Genomic DNA, 22,132 nt, shown 5'->3' with positions numbered 1-22,132 from the left:
CGTCGGGGCCGATACCATCGCAAGACAGGCCGGGAGCGGACGCGATGCGAACTCTCTGCCGCCCCCAACTGCCGACCGGAGGGATCCCAAGCGCGTGAGTGAGCGGACCGAAGGGCCGAGCGTCCTCGACGACATCCTCGACGGGGTGCGCGCCGACCTCGCCACCCGTCAGCAGGCCGTGTCGCTTGACGAGCTCAAGCAGCGGGCCGAGCGGGCTTCGGGGCCCAAAGACGCGCTCGCCGCGCTCGGCGGCGACCGGATCTCGGTGATCGCCGAGGTGAAGCGCTCCAGCCCGTCCAAGGGCGCGCTGGCCGCCATCGCCGACCCGGCCGCGCTGGCCGCCGACTACGAGGCGGGCGGCGCCCACGTCATCAGTGTGCTGACCGAACGGCGCAAGTTCGGCGGCAGCCTCGAAGACCTGGCCGCTGTCCGTGCCCGCGTCGACATCCCGATCCTGCGCAAGGACTTCATCCTCACCTCCTACCAGCTGTGGGAGGCCAGGGCCCACGGCGCCGACCTGGCGCTGCTGATGGTGGTCTGCCTGGAGCAGGAGGCCCTGGTGTCGCTGATCGAGCGGGCCGAGTCCATCGGGCTCACCCCGCTGGTCGAGGTGCACACCGAGGAGGAGCTGGAGCGGGCGGTAGCGGCCGGCGCCCGGATCATCGGGATCAACGCCCGCAATCTGAAGACACTCGAGGTCGACCGCGACGTGTTCGCCAAGCTGGCGCCGAAGGTCCCCGATAATGTGATCAAGATCGCGGAGTCGGGCGTGCGGGGTCCGCATGACCTGCTCGCCTACGCACGGGTCGGCGCCGACGCCGTCCTGGTGGGCGAGAGCCTGGTCACCGGCAAGGATCCACGCAAGGCCGTGGAGGCGCTGGTGACCGCCGGCGCCCACCCCGCGACGCGCCCCGACCACGGAGCAGAGGGATAGCAGTGGCAAACGACGGCACCATTCTCACCGCCGCCGACCTGGCAGGTAACGGCGCCTACGGCAACGACCCCGACGTGCACGGCAAGTTCGGCATCTTCGGTGGGCGCTACGTTCCCGAGGCGCTCATCCCGGCCCTCGACGAGGTCGCCGCGGTCTACGAGAAGGCCAAGAACGACGCCGAGTTCCTGCGCGAGTTCGATCACCTGCTGCGCACGTACGCGGGCAGGCCGACCACGCTGACCGAGGTGCCGCGCTTCGCCGAGCACGCCGGCGGCGCGCGGATCATCCTCAAGCGCGAGGACCTCACGCACACCGGCGCTCACAAGATCAACAACGTGCTCGGCCAGGCGCTGCTGACCAAGCGGCTCGGCAAGAAGCGAGTGATCGCCGAGACCGGCGCGGGCCAGCACGGCGTGGCCACCGCCACCGCGGCGGCCCTGCTCGGCCTGGAGTGCGTCATCTACATGGGCCAGGTCGACTGCGAGCGCCAGGCGCTCAACGTGGCCAGGATGAAGCTGCTCGGCGCCACGGTGGTGCCGGTGACCAACGGCTCCCAGACGCTGAAGGACGCCATCAACGAGGCGTTCCGCGACTGGGTCACCAATGTCGACACGACCCACTATCTGTTCGGCACCATCGCCGGCCCCCACCCGTTCCCCGAGATCGTGCGCGACTTCGCGCGCATCATCGGCGTCGAGGCCCGCCGCCAGATGCTGGAGCTGACCGGCCGGCTGCCCGACGCGGTCGCCGCCTGCGTCGGCGGCGGCAGCAACGCGATCGGCATCTTCCACGCCTTCATCGGTGACGAGGGCGTCCAGCTGCACGGCTACGAGGCCGCCGGCCACGGGCTGGAGAGCGGCGAGCACGCGCTCACGCTCACCGCCGGCTCCGTCGGCGTGCTGCACGGCTCGCGCACCTACGTCCTGCAGGACGAGGAGGGCCAGACGATCGAGTCGCACTCGATCTCGGCCGGTCTCGACTACCCGGGCGTCGGGCCCGAGCACGCCTGGCTCAAGGACACCGGGCGGGCGGTCTACCACGGTGTGACCGACGACGCGGCGATGGCCGCGTTCTCGCTGCTGGCCAGGACTGAGGGCATCATCCCGGCCATCGAGTCGTCACACGCCCTGGCGGGCGCGCTGGAGCTCGGTCGTGAGCTGGGTCCCGAGTCGACCATCCTGGTCAACCTCTCGGGGCGCGGCGACAAGGACATGGGCACGGCGATGAAGTACTTCAACCTCTGACGGCCCAGGGTTCGCGCCGCACCGGCTCTGGAAGATGCCCGAGCACCGCGGCCGATGGCACCATGGCAAGGACGGCGGCGATGCGGCCCCTGACCACTGAGAACGGACGATCATGACTACTCTTCAGACGGTTTTCGCCACGGCGAAGGCGGAGAACCGGGCCGCACTGGTCGGCTACCTGCCCGCGGGCTTCCCGTCCAAGGAAGGCGCCATCACCGCGGCCGCCGCCCTGGTCGAGGCCGGCTGCGACGTGATCGAGATCGGGCTGCCCTACTCCGACCCGCTGATGGACGGGCCGACCATCCAGGACGCCGTGCACCGGTCGCTGGTCAACGGCACCCGGATCGCCGACGTCCTGCGCACGGTCGAGGGAGTCGCCGCCACCGGCGCGGCGACGCTGGTCATGACGTACTGGAACCCGATCGACCGCTACGGCGCCGAGCGGTTCGCACGTGACCTGGCCGCCGCGGGCGGCGTCGGCACGATCACGCCCGACTTGACGCCGGAGGAGTCGGAGCCGTGGCGGGCGGCCTCGGCCGCGGCGGGCATCGACACGGTGTTCCTGGTGGCGCCCAGTTCCACCGAGGCGCGCATCAAGGCCGTGGTCGACTGCTGCACCGGGTTCGTCTACGCGGCCTCGCTGATGGGCGTCACGGGCGCCAGGGAGACCGTCAACGTGGCGGCCGAGGACCTGGTCAAGCGCACCCGCGCGCACACCGCGCTGCCCGTGTGCGTGGGACTGGGCGTCGGCACCGGCAAGCAGGCGGCCGAGGTGGCCGGCTACGCCGACGGCGTCATCGTGGGCTCGGCGTTCATCCGCCGGATGCTCGACGCGCCCGACGAGGCGGCCGGCCGTGAGTCGATCGGCGTGCTGGCCCGGGAGATGGCGGCGGGCGTCCGCTCCCGCGCCTAACCGTTTTCTGTCAAATACCGCGACTCGCAACTGGACAAGTGTCAGTATTTCTGGCGTCGGTCCATGGCGCGTGTTGCGGTGGCGGGTTGTTGGTATCGGGGCCCCACGCAGTACGACGCATGCCTGTGAAAGGACATATATGCGTCGGAGTCCCGTTACCCTCGTAGCCGCCGCCCTCCTGGTCTTATCGGGCGTCGCCCTGGCCGCCCCCGCACAGGCCACGCGCGTACCGGAGACTCCCGCACAAGGCACCGCGGCTTCCGCGCGAGGTGTGGAGCCCACCCCGGAACCCGACCCGGAGCCGACGCCCACCTACGAGCTGTCCTCGCCCGACCAGCCGACCACCGGCCCCACGCCCCCGACCCCCACGCAGCAGAACCTGGCCCCCGAGCCCACCACTGTGGCCGAGCCCGTCAGGATCTCCTCCGGGCAGCTGACCGTCGACCTCGACCCGGCCTTCCCGAGGATCCTGCGCTACACCGACAAGGCGAGCGGCGCCGTACTCGACGGCAGCACCGCCGTGCCCGGCGTGGTGCTGAACGGCACACCGTACGAGGCCACGGTCGCGCTGCGCGGCACCGACGGCGCGTCCGCCCGCTACCGGCTGACCTTCGAGGCGGGCGTCACGCTGGACGCCAGCATCCGCGTCAAGGACCGGGTGACGACCTTCGCGATCGACGCGGTCTCCGACACCGAGGCGTTCCGGGTCAACACCATCGACCTGCCAGGACACGATCTGGTGTCGGTGAGCAGTGACCAGCCGGGCGCCGCGACCGCGTTCACCAGGCTCGACCCCAACTCCACCCGTACGGCCGACGTCTTCTCCGCCGTCACTCCGGGGACGGCGCCCGACGCCGCCCCGATCGGCGCCTCGTACGCCATCGTCAACACCGGCGCCCTGGCCGCCGCGGTCGAGTCGAACTCCACCTACGACCGCCCCTCAGGCGTCACCGACAAGGACGCGGCCCGCTTCTGGCACCAGGCCAGGCAGGAGGACGGCGGCCGGATCAGGGTCGGCGTGTGGAGCGGTCAGTGGACCTACCGGGGCACCGGAGCGCCCTTCACCGAGGACCTGCCGTGGGCCAAGGTCGTGGTCACCCCCGACGCCAACGGCGACGGCGGCCTCGACTGGCAGGACGGCGCCGTCGCGTTCAGGAGCATCGGCGTCAAGGCGCCCGGCGCGGACCGGACCAAGGACCGGGTGATCGCGCACATCCCGTTCAACTTCTCCAGCCAGGCCACCCACCCGTTCCTGCGCACCCTCGACGACGTCAAGCGGATCTCGCTGGCCACCGACGGCCTGGGCCAGCTGGCCCTGCTCAAGGGGTACCAGTCGGAGGGCCACGACTCGGCCCACCCCGACTACGGCGGCGACTACAACAAGCGCGCCGGCGGCCTGGCCGACCTCAACACGCTGCTCAAAACCGGCAAGGACTGGAACGCGACGTTCGGCGTGCACGTCAACGCCACCGAGTCCTACCCCGAGGCGAAGAGCTTCAGCGAGCAGCTCGTCAACAAGGACACCAAGGGCTGGAACTGGCTCGACCAGTCGTACCTGATCGACCAGCGCGGCGACCTGACCAGAGGAACCCTCGCCAAGCGGCTCCAGCGCCTGCGCGCCGAGACCGACAGGAACCTGGCCCTCCTGTACGTGGACGTCTACCGCCCGCACGGCTGGGTGGCCGACCGCCTGCTCACCGAGCTGCGCGGGCAGGGCTGGCAGGTGGCCACCGAATGGTCCGACAAGCTGGAGCGCTCGTCGCTGTGGTCGCACTGGGCCAACGACCTCAACTACGGCGGAGCCACCAACAAGGGCCTGAACTCGCAGATCATCCGGTTCATCCGCAACGGCGAGAAGGACGTCTGGAACGCCCACCCCATCCTGGGCAACGCCCGCATCGTCGAGTTCGAGGGCTGGACCGCGCAGAACGACTTCACCGCCTTCTACCGCAACATCTGGGAACACAACCTGCCGGCCAAGTTCCTGCAGCACTACCAGATCACCGACTGGAACCCCGACGAAATCGCCTTCACCGGAGGCGTACGCGGCAAGGTGGTGGACGGCCGGCGCCAGCTGTTCGCAGGCGGTCACAAGGTGCTCGACGGCACGACGTACCTGCTGCCGTGGGCGGGCAAGTTCTACCACTACAACCCGGCCGGCGGCACCACCACCTGGGACGCCGCCCGGCCGATGACCGTCTACAAGCTCACCGACCAGGGCCGGGTCCGGGTGGGCGTCGCCACTCCGGCCGATGGCAAGATCACCCTGCGGGCCGAGGCGGGTGTGCCGTACGTGCTCTACCCCGGCCGGGCGCCCGCCCAGGCAGAGCCCCGCTGGGGCGAGGGGAGCGGCGTCCGCGATCCCGGCTTCAACGGCGACGGACTGCGCGACTGGCGGGTCACCGGCCCGGTGAGCGTCCAGAAGAACGAGCGCGGCCAGCGCGTGGCCCTGCTCGGCGGCGGTCCGCAGGCCCGGCTGGAGCAGCGGCTGACCGGCCTCCAGCCCGGCCGCACCTACACCGCCTCGGCGTTCGTCGAGGTCGAACCCGGACAGGCCAGGCAGACCACGCTGGAGGCCGGTGGCCGGAAGGCGACGATCCAGCGCTCGACCGCCAAGAACTACATCGCCTCCGACGAGAAGCACGACACCTACTTCCAGCGCGTCAAGGTCGCCTTCACCGCGCCGCGCGACTCCGTCACGCTGCGGATCACGGCCGCCGCCGGCGCGGCGACGGTGCGGGTGGACGATGTACGGCTCATCCGGAGCGATCCGGCGGGTGGGACCGAGACGTTCGAGTCCGCCGAGCCGGGGTGGGGCCCGTTCGTCAAGGGTGACGCCGGTGGCGCGTTCGACGCGCGTACGCATCTGTCGGAGCGGCACGAGCCGTACACGCAGGCCGGCTGGAACGGCAAGACCGTAGACGACGTGATCAGCGGCGACTGGTCGCTCAAGGCGCACGAGGAGCGGCAGGGGCTGGTCTACCGGACCGTGCCGCAGACCGTGCGGTTCGAGCCGGGACACGCCTACGAGGTGTCTTTCGGCTACCAGAGCGCCCTGGCGGACGCCTACGCCTGGGTGACCGGCTACGACAAGGGCACCTCCAGCGTGGAGACCCGGCGGACGCCGGTGCCGGAGCGGCGGAGCACGGGCAGGTTCGCCGAGCGGGTGGTCGCGGGCTGCGGCGACGTCTGGGTCGGGCTCCGCTCGCTGCTGCCCGAGCAGGCCGGGGCCGATTTCGTCCTCGACGACTTCGCCGTCAAGGACCTGGGGGAGGACCCCGAGGCCCAGGCGTGCGCGTCGCTGGACGTGGTGCCCGCGACGCCCGCGTTCGAGCAGGGCGCGGCCTCCGAGGTCACCACCACGTTCGTCAACCTGGAGGACGTGGCGGCCCAGGACGTCAAGGTGACGCTGACCGTACCCGAGGGCTGGACCGCCACCGGGGCCGGCGCTGTGAAGTCCGGCGCTGTGAAGTCCGGCGCTGTGAAGTCCGGCGCTGTGAAGTCCGGCTCAGTGGAGACCGGCACTGTGGAGTCCCGCACCGTGGAGCCTGGCGGCAAGCTGGTGACCACCTGGAAGGTGACACCTCCTGCGGACGCGCCCTATGACACCTACGAGCTGAAGGCCGACGCCGCCTACACCGCGGCGGGAGCCGCCAAGTCGATCGGCGCGGTGACGACCGTACGGACGCTGCCGCCGCCACCCACGGCGGAGGCTTGGGCGAGCGACCTGGAGTGGGTCAGCGCGGCCAACGGCTGGGGGCCGGTCGAGCGTGACCGGTCCAACGGCGATCTCGGCGCGGCCGACGGCACGCCGATCGTGATCGGCGGCCAGACGTTCACCAAGGGGCTGGGCACGCACGCGCCCGCCGACGTCCGTTTCTACCTCGGCGGCCGGTGTACGGCCTTCACAGCCTCCGTCGGCGTGGACGACGTCCAGGCCACCAGGGGGTCCGTGGAGTACAGCGTGGTCGTCGACGGGGCGGTCAAGGCACACAGCCCGGTGCTGCGGGCCGCCGATCCGGCCTACGAGCTGACCGCCGACCTCACCGGGGCCCGGTACGTGGACCTCGTGGCGGGCGACGGCGGCGACGGCAACGGCAACGACCACGCGGACTGGGGCGCCGCCAAGTTCGCCTGCGGCTAGCGGTCTGACGAGTTCGTCGGCGGTCTCTGCGGTCAGCGGCGTGTCGGGTTCGTCGGCGGGTAGGGGTCGGTCAGGTTCGTCTGGGGCCTCTGCGGCTTTTGCCGTTAGCGGTCGGTCGGGTTCGTTCGCGGTTGGCGGGCGGTGAGTCGTGGTCGCTCGCCGCGACGCCGTGAGCAGCGCGTACGGCCCGTGCGCGGGAAAACCCTCTTAACCGAGTCTTATCCCGGGCGTGGTCAGATGGGTTCCCGATACTGTGCGCTTTCCAGCGCAGAGAAAGAGGAGCCCTATCCGTGGTCGCGTCGAAACAGTCACTTAACGCTCGGACGGCGGTACTCTGGGTGACGACCGTTGCCCGGCTGGTCCTGGGCGGGGTGCTGATCGTGGCCGGGTGGCTGAAGATCGGCAACCCGTCCGACTCCGTCGTGGCGGTCAAGGCTTACGAGCTGCTGCCCGACTCGCTCGCCACGACCGTGGGCTACGGCCTGCCGATCCTGGAGATCGTGGTCGGGGTGCTGCTGGTCGTCGGGCTGCTGACCAGGGTGGCCGGGGTGATCGGTGGGCTGCTCATGTTCGCCTTCGTCTTCGGCATCGCCTGGGCGTGGGCGCACGGCCTGCGGATCGACTGCGGCTGCTTCGGGGGCGGCGGACAGCTCGGGGCGGGGGAGCAGCCGGCCTACCTGCTCGACATTCTGCGCGACTTCGGTCTCGTGGTGCTCGGCGCCTGGATCGTGCGCTTCCCACCGGGACGTTTCGCGCTCGACTCGGCGCTCGGGTTGGCGGGCGGCGAGCGCGTACACGATGAACAAGAGGGGATCGACCAATGAGCAAGGGGGACCGTGCGAAGTCCGCGCGGGAGAAGATCAAGGCGCAGCAGGCCGCCGACCGCGTGCGGGAGCGGCGCAGAAAAGCCGTCACCTACGTGACCGTGAGCGTGGTCGCGGTGGCGGCGGTCGGGCTCGGCGTCTGGTACGCCGCCAGCACCTCGCAGGCGGAGCAGGCCGGCGGCCAGCTTCCGCCGACCACGGTGAACCCCGACGGTTCGGTCACCATGGCCCAGAGCGGTGTCACCAAGCCCGTCGTCGACATCTTCGAGGACTTCCAGTGTCCCGCCTGCAAGCAGATGGAAGAGGTGAGCGGCAGCACGTTCAGGAACCTCGCGGCCGAGGGCAAGGCCAAGGTCGTCTACCACCCCATCACGATCTTCAGTACCGATCCGACGAAGTCCAACTCCCTGCGGGCCGGTGCCGCCGCCCGCTGCCTGAGCGACGGCAAGCAATGGATCGCCTTCCACGACCTGCTCTACAAGAACCAGCCCAGTGAGACGGTCGAGGGCTTCAAGACCGACCAGATGGTGGACTGGGCCAAGCAGGCCGGGGCCACGGGGGCGGGCATCGACACCTGCATCACCGGCCAGAAGAACGTGCAGGCCCAGCTCGACTACAGCGCCAAGGTCATGAAGGAGCAGAAGCTGGGCGGCACGCCGACCGTCAAGCTCAACGGTACGGCCCTGGACAACAAGGTCGTCTTCGCGCCAAAGGATCTTCGCGATGCGGTCACGAAGGCGGCCAAGTAGTCCCGCTTCCGCTACCCTCACCTGACATGCCCCTTGCCTCGATTCCCAGCCCTTCTCAAGGGGTCTGGTATCTCGGATTCGTGCCGATCCGGGCCTATGCCCTGTGCATCGTGCTCGGCGTCATCTTCGCCGTCTGGCTGAGCGAGCGCCGCTGGCGCGCCCGCGGCGGCCAGGCGGGCACGATCATCGACATCTCCGTCCCCGCGGTGATCTTCGGCCTCATCGGCGGACGCCTCTACCACGTCATCACCGACTGGCAGACCTACTTCGGCGACCGCGCGATCAAGAAGCCCTACCAGGCCCTGTTCATCTGGGAAGGCGGGCTGGGCATCTGGGGCGCGGTCGCGCTCGGCGGCGTCGGCGTCTGGCTGGCCTGCCGGAGGCGCGGCCTGTCCCTCAGCGCGGTGGCCGACACGGTGGCGCCCGGCATCATCTTCGCGCAGGCGATCGGCCGCTGGGGCAACTGGTTCAACCAGGAGCTGTACGGCGGGCCGACCACGCTGCCGTGGGGGCTGGAGATCGACCAGCTGCACGGGGGCGAGCCGGGGGTGCTCTACCACCCGACGTTCCTGTACGAGTCGATCTGGGATGTCCTGCTGGGCTTCGCCCTGCTCTGGGCGGGCAAGCGGTTCGCGCTGCACCATGGGCGGCTGTTCGCCCTCTATGTCGCCGGCTACACGCTGGGGCGGTTCTGGATCGAGGGGCTGCGGATCGACCCCGTCGGCGGGGTGGACCACGCGGTGACGCTCCTGGGACTTCGGCTGAACCAGTGGACGTCGATCGTGGTGTTCATCGGGGCGCTGGCCTACTTCTGGCTGACCCGCAACAAGGACAGCGAGGAGTTCATCCTCCCGGCCGACGTGCGGGCGGCCGCTGCGAGCGGCCCGGATCCGGCTCACGGGGTCGACCAGGCCGACTCGGCGGGCGACGCCGCTGCTGATTCAGAGGCCGCTTCAGAGGCCGCTTCAGAGGCCGGGGAAGCGGACAAGGCGCCGGATGACACCCCGGATCCTGAGGTCGTACGTGCGGATGCTCCGGACCCCGCGGCGGTCGCTGAGGACGTCGCGCCGAAGGAGGAGCCCGTACGCGAGGAGTCCGTACGCGAGGAGTCGGTACGCGAGGAGTCCGTACCTGAGGAGTCCGCCAGCGAGGGCGACGCCAGCGAGGGCGACGCCAGCGAGGGCGACGCGACCGCGAAGCAGGGAGAGACCCCCGAGGTCGTTCAGCAGGAGAAGAACTCCAGATGAGCGGGGGCGCGGAGCAGCACCACCAGCACCGTGACGTCACCGGCGGCTGGCTGCGGCCGTCGGTGTTCGGCGCGATGGACGGCCTGGTGTCCAACTTCGCGCTCATCGCCGGTGTCGCGGGCGGCACCGGCGACACCAAGGTCATCGCCCTGGCGGGCATCGCGGGCCTGGCGGCGGGTGCCTTCTCGATGGCCGGTGGCGAATACGTCTCGGTGGCCAGCCAGCGCGAGCTGGCCCTGGCCGAGATCGCCGTCGAGCGCCGTGAGCTCGAACGCCACCCCGAGGCCGAGCAGGAAGAGCTCGCCCAGGTATTCATCGCCAGAGGCGTGGCGCCGGACCTGGCCGCCGAGGTGGCCAGGCAGATCTCCGAGAACCCCGCCGAGGCCCTGGAGGTCCACACCCAGAGCGAGCTCGGCGTCGACCTGCACGACCTGCCCTCGCCCAAGGTGGCCGCGGGCTCGTCGTTCCTGTCCTTCAGCGTGGGCGCGCTCCTGCCGCTCCTGCCGTACCTGATCGGCGTGACGAGCCTGTGGGTGTCGGCGGTCATCTCGTGCCTGGCGCTGTTCGGGGCGGGGGCGCTGGTCTCCACGGTGACCGCGCGTTCCTGGCTGTACTCCGGGCTGCGGCAGCTGATCGTCGGCGTGGTGGCGGCCGGGCTCACATTCGGGCTGGGCAACCTGATCGGGGCGGGTGGGCTGTGATGGCCTCCAGAACGGCGACCCGCAAGCGGCGGCGCCCCGCGCGCTCCGACTGGCAGTTCCCCCTGCTCACCGACCTGGGGATGGACCCCAAGAAGCAGAAGCTCCTGGTGATCATCGTGTCGGCGGTGGGGGTGCTGGCCGCGGCGTTCGCCCTGGTCGCCTTCGTCAACTCGCTGGGCCAGTACACCCCCGAACAGCGCCGCGGCGCCGCCATCGTGCAGGCCGACGCGGCGCTGCCGGAGACCTACCACAGCTGGGCCTCGCCCAAGCTGTTCGATCCGATCGCCGACCGGGCCAAGGACCGTACGCCGCTCACCGAGAAGGAGGTCTTCGGGCAGAAGACGCTCACCGGTGAGAAGAAACTCACTCTCAAGCTGGCCGGCAGCAAGCTCGACACCGACTGCTCGGCCGCCGTCTGGGGCCCCGAACTCCTCGACCTGGTCGCCGGCGCCGAGTGCAGCCAGGCGGCCCGTGGTGTCTACACCACCCCGGACGGCCGCTACGTGGGCCAGTACACCCTGCTCAACCTGCGCGACGGCAAGGCCGCCAGTGAGCTGGTCGAATCGCTCAAGACGCTCTACCGGGGCGGCTGGACGAGCCCGGTCGGCTCCGGCAAGACCGCCTTCCCGCCGGGAGCTCACACCGAGGGAGGGGGCTACGCCTTGGGCCACTACGTCGGGCTGGTCTGGATCGGCCGGGCCGACGGCGCCGCCCCGACGCCCAAGGACGACTTCGTCTCGCTCTCGCTGACGCTCCGAGGGGCCGAGAAGTCCGTCTACCGCCGGGTCGTCTCGGTCACCGGGCCGGCGTCATGATGCGCGCCCGCGTCATGATCCCGCTGGGCATCGCCCTGGTGGCGGTGCTCGCCGTCGCGGGCTGGCTGTTGTTCCTTCGGCCCGAGGCCCGGCCGTCCGCCTTCCGGGGCGAGCCGACCTCGGCGCTCTACTCCCTCATCGACTCCCGGCAGCGCGACGCGGCTCCGCTGACCGTGGACGAGGTGTTCGCCCCCGCCACGGCGACGCTCGGCGGGTTGCGTCGCGTCTCGGCCGAGCAGCTCGCGGACTGCGACGACGCCCTTTGGGGCGTCTCGGCGGCGGGCTGCACGCAGGCGCTGCGGGCCACGTACACGGGCGACTTGGGGGCGGGGCAGTTCGTCATCTTCAACCTCACCGACGGGCGGGCGGCCGACGCGCTGGTGAAGGCGCTGGCCAAGGACGGGTTCGTCCGGCAGATGGTCCCCTTCGACGCCGTACGCAGCCGCGCGCAGGCCAGGGCGCTCGGCCATTACGTCACCGTCGCGTGGGTGGGGCCGGTGCGGCCAGGGGAAACGGGGGACCTGGTGTCGCAGCTCGTGGCCCTCGACGGGCTCGGGCACATCATCCAGAAGCGCGTGGTCGACGCGACCTGACGCGCCCATGGGCCCGGCATCGACGGGGCCGATGGCCTCATGCGCTCGCGGGCCCAGCGCACGTAGGCCCGGCGTTCACGGGCTCCAGCGTCGGTGGGGCCGGCGTCCGCGGCCGTGGTCAGGTGGTTTTGGACAAGGCCGTGACCGTGGCGGAGACCGTGGTGGGGAGGTCGGCGAGGCGGTGGAGGGGCGTCTCCAGCGGGGTGACGGCCTCGGCCCAGGGCGCCGCCTGCCGGATGAGGGCGCGGGCGTCGTTCTTGGTGAGGGTGCTGCCCTGTGAGCGGGCCACCGCGATGAGCCCCTCGCGCCAGGTGTTGGCCAGTTTGCCGTGCCCGTTGTCGAGGATCCGCCGCAGCACCCCGGCCTCGTCGCCGATCGGCTGCGGGAGTCGTACGGCGTCCAGGACGCCGCCGTCGGACGTCAGCTCGTAGACGGACCCAAGGACGTCCGGGAGAGGGGCCGGCGCGGACAGCAGGACCCGCACGTGGGCGGCTCGCGTGGCCAGCAGGAGGCGCGGGAGCGCGGCCTCCAGGCCGGCGGGCAGTGCGATCGCCACCCGCTCCACGGCGGCGGCGTAGGGCTTGGCCAGCCATGTGGACAGTTTCACCCGGGGCTGCGACAGCTCCTTCGGCCACTCACCCACCAGCAGGTCAGCGTCGGCCGCCGAGGAGCTGTCGGCCGCCGAGGAGCCGGTGGACTCGATCGACTGGGGGCCCTGGGTGTAGATGGCGGTGGTCAGGCGGTCGAGGCGGGCGGTGACGGCGGGACGGGTCTTGGTGGTGGGCCGCAGGACGTAGAGGTCGGCGGCGGAGCCGATGGCTTCCGCCCCGAAATATCTGTTGAAATCTGGGTAAATAGCGTCATATGCGAGGTTGAGGGCGGAGAGGGAGTTCTGCACCTTCAGGGCGAGCATCGGAGTACGCTCGCTCGCCCCGTACGCCAGCAGCACCCGCCCATCGTCCTTGAGCCCCTCGATCGCGCGCGCCACGAACAGCCCGACGCCCTCCGGTGTGTACGGCGGGTCGGTGACGGCCAGGTCGTGGTCACGGGCCGACGGCGGCAGCGACAGCCGCAGATCGGCCCACCGGGTCCGTACGCCGAGATCCTGGGCGTCCAGATAGGCCAGAATGCGCTCGTCCACGTCGACCACCGTGACCTCGGCCTCGGGGTGGACCAGTTTGACGGCCAGCGAGGTGAGGTCGTGGTCGCCCACGAACAGCAGCTTCGCGCCCCGCAGCCAGAACCGGGCGCCGAGCAGCAGCGCTCTGCGCAGCACGGTGTCGGGGGTGGCGGCCACGTGGTCCAGCGCGTGGCGGGAGCGCGGCGCCTCGTCGATGAGGCGGCGCAGGCGGTCGAGCACATGTGTGTAGTGGGGGAGCAGATAGGCGACCGGGTCGGCCGGGGGCGGGGCCACGGCCAGCAGGTCCTGGAAATCGGGCGAATGCGTGAGAGGCACCCGGAACCTGTCGCCGGAGTGCTCCAGCGGGACCTCGCGCAGCAGCGCCTCGATCGTCCGGCGGGCCGTTGCCGCCTCCCTGACCAGGTCGGACAGGGTCCACCACTGGCCGTCGCAGAGGAGGGTCAGGGCGTGCCTGAGCCTTCTGCCGTCGACTCCGGCCTCGTCGAGCAGGCGTTCCACCCCGTCACGGTCCATGGTCCAACCCTATCGAGGGAATTCCGGGCCTCCAGTCCGGTGTTTGGGACATAGCAGCTCGTATGTCGGGATTGTCGCCAATGTTCGCGATGTGGACCAGGCGGGAACTATTCCGGCAGGGTGTTGTAACCTCTACGCACACGCAGCAGGGCCAACGTCGTCCCCGCCTGTAGAGCAGTTCTTGACAGACGATGACGACGGGAGGGATTCAATGCCTGCTGCCCACCTCGGGTTCCCCGAGCCCCAGGGCCTCTACCACCCCGCCAACGAGCATGATGCCTGCGGAGTCGCCATGGTGGCCGACGTCGCCGGGCGCCGCGGGCACGGGATCGTGGTGAAGGCGCTGACGGCGCTGTGCAATCTCGATCACCGGGGGGCCAAGGGTAGCGAGCCTGACACAGGCGACGGAGCCGGGATCCTCACCCAGATCCCGGACACTTTCTTCCGTACGAACGTGAGTTTCGCGCTGCCCGAGCCCGGCCACTACGCCGTCGGCATGGCCTTCCTGCCGTTCGACGGTGAGGCGCGCGACATCGCCTTCCGCATGATCGAGGAGATCGCCGCCGAGGAAGGCCTGAACGTCCTGGGCTGGCGCGAGGTGCCGGTCGACCGGGCGCTGCCCGGACCGAGCGCCAGAGCCGTCATGCCGCACTTCACGCAGCTGTTCGTGGCCAGCCCCAACGGAGAGTCGGGGCTGGAGCTGGACCGGCTGGCGTTCTGCCTGCGCAAGCGGGCCGAGCACGAGGTGGATGTCTACTTCCCCTCGCTGAGCGCCCGTACGATCGTGTACAAGGGCATGCTCACCCCCGACCAGGTCGAGCCGTTCTTCCCCGACCTGTCGGACGAGCGCTACGAGAGCGCGATCGCGCTGGTGCACTCGCGCTTCTCCACCAACACCTTCCCGAGCTGGCCGCTGGCCCACCCCTACCGTTACATCGCCCACAACGGCGAGATCAACACGGTCAAGGGCAACCGCAACTGGATGCGGGCCCGCGAGGCGATGCTCGAATCCGCCCAGATCCCGGGCGACATGTCGCGACTTTTCCCGATCTGCGATCCAGATGGCAGCGACACCGCATCCTTCGACGAGGCTCTGGAGCTGCTCCACATCGGCGGTCGGAGCCTGCCCCACGCCGTCCTGATGATGATCCCCGAGGCGTGGGAGAACCACACCGAGATGGACCCCGCGCGGCGGGCCTTCTACGAGTTCCACTCCTCGATGATGGAGGCGTGGGACGGCCCCGCGTCGATCACCTTCACCGACGGCACGCTGGCCGGAGCCGTGCTCGACCGCAACGGCCTGCGCCCGGGCCGGTTCTGGGTGACCGCCGACGGGCTGGTCGTGCTGGCCTCCGAGGCGGGCGTGCTCGACTTCAAGCCCGAAGACGTGGTGCGCAAGGGCCGCCTGCAGCCCGGCCGGATGTTCCTCATCGACACCGCCCGCGGCAAGATCATCGAGGACGACGAGATCAAGGCCGAGCTCGCGGCCGCGCTGCCGTACGAGGACTGGCTGCACGCCGGACTGGTCCGCTTCGAGGAGCTGCCGGCCCGGCAGCGGGAGATCCCCACGCACGAGGCGCTCGTCAAGCGGCAGCAGACCTTCGGTTACACCGGGGAAGAGCTGCGGATCATCCTGTCGCCGATGGCCAAGAACGGTGCCGAGCCGATCGGCTCCATGGGCACCGACACGCCTGTCGCGGTGCTCAGCGAGAAGCCCAGGCTGCTGTTCGACTACTTCACCCAGCTGTTCGCGCAGGTCACGAACCCGCCGCTGGACGCCATCCGCGAGGAGCTGGTGACCTCGCTGGCCAGCGTGCTCGGACCGGAGGGCAACCTGCTCGACCCCGGGCCCTCGTCGTGCCGCCAGCTGGTCCTGCCGTACCCGGTGATCGACAACGACGAGATCGCCAAGATCATCCACATCAACGACGAGCACGACCTGCCCGGCTTCCACCCGCACGTGATCTCCGGCCTCTACGAGGTGTCGGGCGGTGGCGCGGCGCTGCTGCACCGCCTGGAGGAGATCCGCGCCGAGGCGTCGCAGGCGATCGCCAACGGCGCGCGCATCATCGTGCTGTCGGACCGCGGCTCGTCCGACATGCTGGCGCCGATCCCGGCGCTCCTGCTGACCGGGGCGGTCCACCACCACCTGATCCAGGAGAAGACCCGCACCAAGATCGGCCTCGTCGTCGAGACCGGTGAGGCGCGGGAGTGCCACCACATGGCGCTGCTCATCGGCTACGGCGCGGGCGCGGTCAACCCGTACCTGGCCATCGAGACCGTCGAGGACCTGGTCGACACCGGTGCGCTCCAGATCGACAAGCACAAGGCCGTACGGAACCTGATCAAGGCCTACGGCAAGGGCGTCATCAAGGTGATGTCGAAGATGGGCGTCTCCACCGTCGCCTCCTACACCGGCGCGCAGATCTTCGAGGCGCTCGGCCTGAGCCAGGAGGTCATCGACGCTTGCTTCACCGGCACCACCTCGCGGCTCGGCGGCGTCGGCTTCGACGTGCTGGCCGAAGAGGCCGCCCGCAGGCACGCGCACGCCTACCCGAGGGTCGCGAACGCGCACCGCGGGCTCCAGATCGGCGGCGAGTACCAGTGGCGGCGCGAGGGCGAGCCGCACCTGTTCAACCCCGAGACGGTCTTCAAGCTGCAGCATGCCACCCGCACGCGCCGCTACGAGATCTTCAAGGAGTACACCGGCATGGTGGACTCCCAGGCCGAGCGGCTCATGACGCTGCGCGGGCTGTTCAAGCTGAAGGCGGGCCGGACCCCGATCTCGATCGACGAGGTGGAGCCGGTCTCCGAGATCGTCAAGCGGTTCTCCACCGGCGCGATGTCGTACGGCTCGATCTCGATGGAGGCGCACGAGACGCTCGCCATCGCGATGAACCAGCTGGGCGGCAAGTCCAACACCGGCGAGGGCGGCGAGGACCCGGAGCGCCTGTACGACGCGACGCGGCGCAGCGCCATCAAGCAGGTGGCGTCGGGCCGGTTCGGCGTGACGAGCGAATACCTGGTCAACGCGGCGGACCTGCAGATCAAGATGGCCCAGGGCGCCAAGCCCGGTGAGGGCGGCCAGCTGCCCGGCCACAAGGTCTACCCGTGGATCGCCAAGACCCGGCACTCCACGCCCGGCGTCGGCCTCATCTCGCCGCCGCCGCACCACGACATCTACTCGATCGAGGACCTCGCCCAGCTCATCCACGACCTGAAGAACTCCAACCCCGAGTCGCGCGTGCACGTCAAGCTCGTGGCCGAGGTCGGGGTCGGCACGGTCGCGGCGGGCGTGTCCAAGGCGCACGCCGACGTGGTGCTCATCTCCGGGCACGACGGCGGCACCGGCGCCTCACCGCTCACCTCGCTCAAGCACGCGGGCGCGCCGTGGGAGCTCGGCCTGGCCGAGACGCAGCAGACGCTGCTGCTCAACGGGCTGCGCGACCGCATCGTGGTGCAGGTGGACGGCCAGCTCAAGACCGGCCGCGACGTGGTCATCGCCGCGCTGCTCGGCGCGGAGGAGTACGGCTTCGCCACCGCTCCGCTGGTCGTGTCCGGCTGCGTGATGATGCGGGTCTGCCACCTCGACACCTGCCCGGTGGGCGTGGCCACGCAGAACCCCGAGCTGCGCAAGCGCTTCACCGGCAAGCCCGAGTTCGTGGTGAACTTCTTCGAGTTCATCGCCGAGGAGATCCGCGAATACCTCGCCGAGCTGGGCTTCCGCTCGCTCGAAGAGGCGATCGGGCACGTCGAGCTGCTCGACATGACGGCCGCCCAGAACCACTGGAAGGCCAACGGCCTCGACCTGTCGCCGATCCTGCACCAGCCGGAGCTGCCCGCGGGGACCCCGCTGCGCCGCACGGTCGAGCAGGACCACGGGCTGCAGCACGCGCTCGACAACACACTGATCCAGCTGGCCGAAGGCGCCCTGAACAACGGCACCCCGGTCACGCTGGAGCTGCCGATCCGCAACGTGAACAGGACCGTCGGCACCATGCTCGGCTACCAGGTCACCAAGCGTTACGGTGGCGCCGGCCTGCCAGAGAACACGATCGACATCAGTTTCACCGGCTCGGCGGGCAACTCCTTCGGCGCGTTCCTGCCGCGCGGCATCACGCTGCGGCTGACCGGTGACGCCAACGACTACCTGGGCAAGGGCCTGTCGGGCGGGCGCATCACGCTGCGGCCGCACGAGGAGGCACCGCTCGACGGTCACATCATCTCCGGCAACGTCGCCCTCTATGGCGCCACGTCCGGGGAGGCGTTCATCCGCGGCGTCGTCGGCGAGCGCTTCTGCGTCCGCAACTCCGGCGCCACCGCGGTCGTCGAAGGCGTCGGCGACCACGGCTGCGAGTACATGACCGGCGGCAAGGCGGTCGTCCTCGGCCCGACCGGGCGCAACTTCGCGGCCGGCATGTCCGGCGGCGTCGCCTACCTGCTCGACCTCAACCTCGGGCGGGTCAACCGCGAGATGGTCGCCATCGAGGAGCTCACCGAGGAGGACGGCGAGTTCCTGCGCGAGACGGTCGAGAAGCACTTCGCGGAGACCGGCTCCCCGGTCGCCAAGGAGCTGCTGGCCGACTGGCACGCGGCGCTCGCCCGGTTCGGCAAGATCATGCCGACCGACTACAAGCGGGTCATGGAGGCGGCCGAGGCGGCCCGCATCGAAGGCAGGGACATCGACGAGGCGGTCATGGCCGCCGCGGTCAAGGGTTAAGGGAGGCGTAACCGATGGCTGACCCCAAGGGTTTTCTCACGCACGACCGGGAGCTGCCCGCGCGCCGCCCCATCGACGTCCGCATCGGCGACTGGCGGGAGGTCTACCAGGACTTCTCCCAGGACAAGCTGACCAAGCAGGCATCACGCTGCATGGACTGCGGCATCCCGTTCTGCCACAACGGCTGCCCGCTCGGCAACCTCATCCCCGAGTGGAACGACCTGGTCCACCGCACCGACTGGCGGGAGGCGATCGAGCGGCTGCACGCCACGAACAACTTCCCGGAGTTCACCGGCAGGCTCTGCCCGGCTCCGTGCGAGGCGGCGTGCGTGCTCGGCATCAACTCCGACCCGGTGGCGATCAAGCGGGTCGAGGTCGAGATCATCGACCGCGCGTTCGCCGAGGGCTGGGTGACCCCGCAGCCCTCGCCGGTGAAGACGGGCAAGAAGGTCGCGGTCGTCGGCTCGGGTCCCGCCGGGCTGGCCGCGGCCCAGCAGCTCACCCGGGCGGGCCACGATGTGGTGGTGTTCGAGCGCGCGGACCGTATCGGCGGCCTGCTGCGTTACGGCATCCCCGAGTTCAAGATGGAAAAGCGCCACATCGAGCGGCGTCTGGACCAGATGCGGGCCGAGGGCACCGAGTTCCGCACCGGCGTGAACGTCGGTGTCGACGTCACGGCGGCCCAGCTGCGCGCGGAGTTCGACGCGGTGGTGCTGGCGGGCGGTGCCACCCTGTGGCGCGACCTGCCGGTGACCGGGCGTGAGCTCGGTGGTGTCCACCAGGCGATGGAATACCTGCCCCTGTCGAACAAGGTGCAGGAGGGCGACCTCAGTGAGCCCCCCATCTCGGCCAAGGACAAGCACGTCGTGGTCATCGGCGGCGGCGACACCGGGGCCGACTGCATCGGCACGGCGATCAGGCAGGGGGCCAAGTCGGTCACCCAGCTGGAGATCATGCCGCAGCCACCCGCCACCCGGCCCGGCAGCCAGCCGTGGCCGACGTTCCCCATCCTGTTCAAGATGGAGAGCGCGCACGAGGAGCTCGCGGAGGGCGGGGGCGAGCGGGTGTACGCGGTCTCGACGACGGAGTTCGTCGGCGACGACGCCGGAAACATCCGCGCGTTGCGGCTGGTCGAGGTCGAGGGCCCGCAGCATGGCTTCAAGGCGATCCCCGGCACGGAGCGGGAGATCCCGGCCGAGCTGGTCACGCTCTCGATGGGCTTCCTCGGCCCGGAGAAGGGCGCCCTGCTTCAGGACCTCGCTGATGTCGGTGGAGACGGGTTCTACGACGCGCGTGGGAACGTCTCCCGCGACAAGTCGTACATGTCCAAGGTCGACGGGGTCTTCGTGGCGGGCGACATGGGTCGCGGGCAGTCGCTCATCGTCTGGGCGATCGCCGAGGGCCGCGCGGCCGCCTCGGGCGTGGACCGGTTCCTGTCCGGCGACACCTCGCTGCCGTACCCGATCCTGCCCACCGCACGTCCGCTGGTCTGACGGTCTGCGACGTGTTCGCTGGTCTGACGTCCGTGATGTGTTCGCTGGCTTGGCGCCTGCGACGTGTCCGCTCGTCTGAGGCCAGCGACGCGTCTGCTCGTCAGACGCGCTGACCGTCTGTGTGTCTGACGGTTCACTCGTCTGACGGTCTTGCTGTTTCGAAACGCCCGCCCGGTCCCCCGGGCGGGCGTTTTGTTTTTTCTTTACGGCCGGCAGTGGCCGGCCCCACCCTCTGTACGGGGCTGGGCTCTGTCCAGGGGCACGCTCCTCCGGTTCCCCGGCTGGCCGCCGTGACGTGCGTACTCTTGGCCAGGGCTGCCCTTTCGCCTGACCAGGGCCGGCAATCTGATCCCGTTTTGCCCTCTAGAGTCCGAAATTTTACGACAAAGTTGCATCGAGAGACTGGGGTCGGGAAGATGCAGTTTCTGGTGTGACGCCGTGGATGGGGGAAGTATGAGGCGATTCGCCGCCGGCCTGATGGCCTTGGCTGTGGCCGGTTCGCTGGCGGCCTGCGCGACCCCTGCGGCGCCCAAAGCGGGGCCGGACCAGGAGTACCTCGTCTTCTATGCCGACGGCCGGGCAGGAGCGGCGCTCTCCGCCGTCGAGCGCGCCGGTGGCCGCCTCGTCAGCACCGACACCAAGCTCGGCTACGTCGTGGCCAAGGGCGGCGGTGACGCGTTCGTCGACACCCTCGGCGCGGACCAGGCCGTCGTCGGCGTCACGACCGACCGCGAAATCGGCTTCGCGGCCGGGCTCACACCTCTCGCCCAAGGCACGACGGCCGCGCTGGAGGCGCGGGCATTCCCTGACGCGTCGGCCCTCACGACCAGGGCGGGCGAGCCCCTCGCCCCCCGTCAGTGGGACATGAGGATGATCGGCGCCGACCGCGCCAACAAGAAGGTGCCCGGCAGCAAGAAGGTGCTCGTCGGCGTCATCGACACCGGCATCGACGGCAAGCACCCCGACATCGCCCCGAACTTCAACCGCGCCCTCAGCCGCAATTTCGTCACCGACAAGCCGAACGACGAGAACGGCGACACGCTCGACGGCCCCTGTGAGGTGTCGAGCTGCAAGGACCCGGTCGACCAGGACGACGAGGGCCACGGCACCCACGTGGCCAGCACGATCGGCTCGCCGCTGAACCACATCGGCATCGCGGGCGTGGCGCCGGGCGTGCAGCTCGTCAACATCAGGGCGGGGCAGGACTCCGGGTTCTTCTTCCTCAAGCCCAGCCTCGACGCGCTCACCTACGCCGCCGACATCGGCGTGGACGTGGTGAACATGAGCTACTACGTCGACCCGTGGCTGTTCAACTGTGCCCACAACAAGGCCGACAGCAAGAAGCAGCAGCTGCAGCAGCGCGCGATCATCACCGGTATGCAGCGGGCGCTCGACTACGCGCGCAAGAAGGGCGTCACGCTCATCTCCGCGCTCGGCAACGGCTCCAGCGACCTCGGCAAGCCCAAGGTCGACACGTCCAGTCCCGGCTACCCGCGCGGCAGCGAGAAGACCCGCAAGGTCGACAACTCCTGCATCAACGTGCCCGCCGAATCCAAGGGCGTCATCTCGGTCGCCTCGGTGGGCCCCTCCGGCCGCAAGGCCGGCTACAGCGACTACGGGATCGAGCAGGCCGACCTGGCCGCGCCCGGCGGCGACGTGACGGAGGGCAAGGGCGCCTCGACCACCAGGTCGATCCTGGCGGCCGCCCCCGAGGCTGTGCTCCGTCGTACCGGCCTGCTGGACAAGTCGGGCAAGCCGAAGACCTCCGCGGTCGTCCGTGACTGCAGCAGCAGCCCTTGCTCCTACTACCAGTATCTGGACGGCACCTCGATGGCGGCCCCGCACGCGACCGGCGTCGCCGCGATCCTGATCAGCCGCTTCGGCAAGCCCGGCAAGGGCGGGGTGGCGCTGTCTCCCGCCACCGTCGAGGAGCTCCTGTACAAGACCGCCGATCGCAAGGCGTGCCCGTCGCCCCGGACGTACAGCTACGAGAGCGACAAGCAGACCTGCGAGGGCGGCAGGTCCAAGAACGGCTTCTACGGCCGCGGCATCGTCGACGCCTGGAAGGCCGCGACCATCGCACGATGATCTCCCGGAAGGC

At 70.1% G+C, this 22,132-nt stretch carries 14 protein-coding genes; 13 read left to right on the top strand and 1 reads right to left on the bottom strand.

The features are described from left to right. Positions 1 to 94: 94 nt before the first annotated feature. The 10 genes from trpC to AB0J16_RS13210 all read left to right on the top strand — a co-directional run bounded on the left by trpC (position 95) and on the right by AB0J16_RS13210 (position 12,164). Entirely contained in the window at positions 95 to 934 is an 840-nt protein-coding gene (gene trpC, locus AB0J16_RS13255) for an indole-3-glycerol phosphate synthase TrpC (protein ID WP_225291735.1), read from the top strand. A gap of 38 nt (positions 935 to 972) precedes the next feature. Then, entirely contained in the window at positions 973 to 2,178 is a 1,206-nt protein-coding gene (trpB, locus tag AB0J16_RS13250) for a tryptophan synthase subunit beta (RefSeq protein WP_358538839.1), read from the top strand. Between the two features lie 112 nt (positions 2,179 to 2,290). Next, positions 2,291 to 3,091 carry a tryptophan synthase subunit alpha gene (gene trpA / locus AB0J16_RS13245; protein WP_357945518.1) on the top strand — a complete coding sequence of 267 codons (801 nt, stop codon included), beginning with the start codon at positions 2,291 to 2,293 and terminating at the stop codon, positions 3,089 to 3,091. 139 nt (positions 3,092 to 3,230) lie between these two features. After that, positions 3,231 to 7,235: an endo-alpha-N-acetylgalactosaminidase family protein gene (locus AB0J16_RS13240; protein WP_358538119.1), complete on the top strand. Its 4,005-nt coding sequence runs from the start codon at positions 3,231 to 3,233 to the stop codon at positions 7,233 to 7,235. Between the two features lie 338 nt (positions 7,236 to 7,573). Next, complete coding sequence (locus tag AB0J16_RS13235; RefSeq protein WP_358538117.1) at positions 7,574 to 8,059, top strand: MauE/DoxX family redox-associated membrane protein; 486 nt, start codon at positions 7,574 to 7,576, stop codon at positions 8,057 to 8,059. After that, entirely contained in the window at positions 8,056 to 8,808 is a 753-nt protein-coding gene (locus AB0J16_RS13230) for a thioredoxin domain-containing protein (RefSeq protein ID WP_358538115.1), read from the top strand. Before AB0J16_RS13235 ends, AB0J16_RS13230 begins: the two co-directional genes overlap by 4 nt. Before the next feature lie 26 nt (positions 8,809 to 8,834). Continuing rightward, a complete protein-coding gene (lgt, locus tag AB0J16_RS13225; protein ID WP_358538113.1) occupies positions 8,835 to 10,055 on the top strand; it encodes a prolipoprotein diacylglyceryl transferase in 1,221 nt (406 codons plus the stop codon). Then, positions 10,052 to 10,756, top strand: a complete 705-nt coding sequence (locus tag AB0J16_RS13220) for a VIT1/CCC1 transporter family protein (protein ID WP_358538111.1) — start codon at positions 10,052 to 10,054, stop codon at positions 10,754 to 10,756. Before lgt ends, AB0J16_RS13220 begins: the two co-directional genes overlap by 4 nt. After that, the gene (locus AB0J16_RS13215; protein WP_358538109.1) at positions 10,756 to 11,571 is read left to right on the top strand and encodes a hypothetical protein; all 816 of its coding nucleotides are present in this window, start codon (positions 10,756 to 10,758) and stop codon (positions 11,569 to 11,571) included. Before AB0J16_RS13220 ends, AB0J16_RS13215 begins: the two co-directional genes overlap by 1 nt. Continuing rightward, complete coding sequence (locus AB0J16_RS13210) at positions 11,568 to 12,164, top strand: hypothetical protein (protein ID WP_358538107.1); 597 nt, start codon at positions 11,568 to 11,570, stop codon at positions 12,162 to 12,164. Before AB0J16_RS13215 ends, AB0J16_RS13210 begins: the two co-directional genes overlap by 4 nt. Positions 12,165 to 12,282: 118 nt before the next feature. On the opposite strand, the gene AB0J16_RS13205 is transcribed toward AB0J16_RS13210, so the two are convergent. After that, positions 12,283 to 13,818 (bottom strand): bis-aminopropyl spermidine synthase family protein, encoded by a 1,536-nt coding sequence (locus AB0J16_RS13205; protein ID WP_358538105.1) that lies wholly within the window; start codon positions 13,816 to 13,818, stop codon positions 12,283 to 12,285. Between the two features lie 211 nt (positions 13,819 to 14,029). Here AB0J16_RS13205 and gltB point away from each other — a divergent pair, with 211 nt between their 5' ends. The 3 genes from gltB to AB0J16_RS13190 all read left to right on the top strand — a co-directional run bounded on the left by gltB (position 14,030) and on the right by AB0J16_RS13190 (position 22,119). Beyond that, positions 14,030 to 18,538, top strand: a complete 4,509-nt coding sequence (gene gltB, locus AB0J16_RS13200; protein WP_358538103.1) for a glutamate synthase large subunit — start codon at positions 14,030 to 14,032, stop codon at positions 18,536 to 18,538. A 14-nt stretch (positions 18,539 to 18,552) separates the two neighbouring features. After that, entirely contained in the window at positions 18,553 to 20,031 is a 1,479-nt protein-coding gene (locus AB0J16_RS13195; protein ID WP_358538100.1) for a glutamate synthase subunit beta, read from the top strand. Between the two features lie 453 nt (positions 20,032 to 20,484). Continuing rightward, positions 20,485 to 22,119, top strand: a complete 1,635-nt coding sequence (locus AB0J16_RS13190; protein WP_358538097.1) for a S8 family serine peptidase — start codon at positions 20,485 to 20,487, stop codon at positions 22,117 to 22,119. Positions 22,120 to 22,132 lie beyond the last annotated feature (13 nt).

Origin of the sequence: Nonomuraea sp. NPDC049750 (assembly GCF_040659625.1) — a bacterium.
Lineage (GTDB): Bacteria > Actinomycetota > Actinomycetes > Streptosporangiales > Streptosporangiaceae > Nonomuraea.
This window is presented reverse-complemented; position numbering and strand designations above follow the sequence as displayed.

Excerpts from the sequence above, each read along its gene's own strand:
- AB0J16_RS13205 (WP_358538105.1), bottom strand. The coding sequence starts at position 13,818 with ATGGACCGTGACGGGGTGGAACGCCTGCTCGACGAGGCCGGAGTCGAC.
- AB0J16_RS13215 (WP_358538109.1), top strand. The coding sequence starts at position 10,756 with ATGGCCTCCAGAACGGCGACCCGCAAGCGGCGGCGCCCCGCGCGCTCC.
- AB0J16_RS13195 (WP_358538100.1), top strand. The coding sequence starts at position 18,553 with ATGGCTGACCCCAAGGGTTTTCTCACGCACGACCGGGAGCTGCCCGCG.
- AB0J16_RS13240 (WP_358538119.1), top strand. The coding sequence starts at position 3,231 with ATGCGTCGGAGTCCCGTTACCCTCGTAGCCGCCGCCCTCCTGGTCTTA.
- AB0J16_RS13190 (WP_358538097.1), top strand. The coding sequence starts at position 20,485 with ATGAGGCGATTCGCCGCCGGCCTGATGGCCTTGGCTGTGGCCGGTTCG.
- trpA (WP_357945518.1), top strand. The coding sequence starts at position 2,291 with ATGACTACTCTTCAGACGGTTTTCGCCACGGCGAAGGCGGAGAACCGG.
- gltB (WP_358538103.1), top strand. The coding sequence starts at position 14,030 with ATGCCTGCTGCCCACCTCGGGTTCCCCGAGCCCCAGGGCCTCTACCAC.
- AB0J16_RS13230 (WP_358538115.1), top strand. The coding sequence starts at position 8,056 with ATGAGCAAGGGGGACCGTGCGAAGTCCGCGCGGGAGAAGATCAAGGCG.
- lgt (WP_358538113.1), top strand. The coding sequence starts at position 8,835 with ATGCCCCTTGCCTCGATTCCCAGCCCTTCTCAAGGGGTCTGGTATCTC.
- AB0J16_RS13210 (WP_358538107.1), top strand. The coding sequence starts at position 11,568 with ATGATGCGCGCCCGCGTCATGATCCCGCTGGGCATCGCCCTGGTGGCG.
- AB0J16_RS13220 (WP_358538111.1), top strand. The coding sequence starts at position 10,052 with ATGAGCGGGGGCGCGGAGCAGCACCACCAGCACCGTGACGTCACCGGC.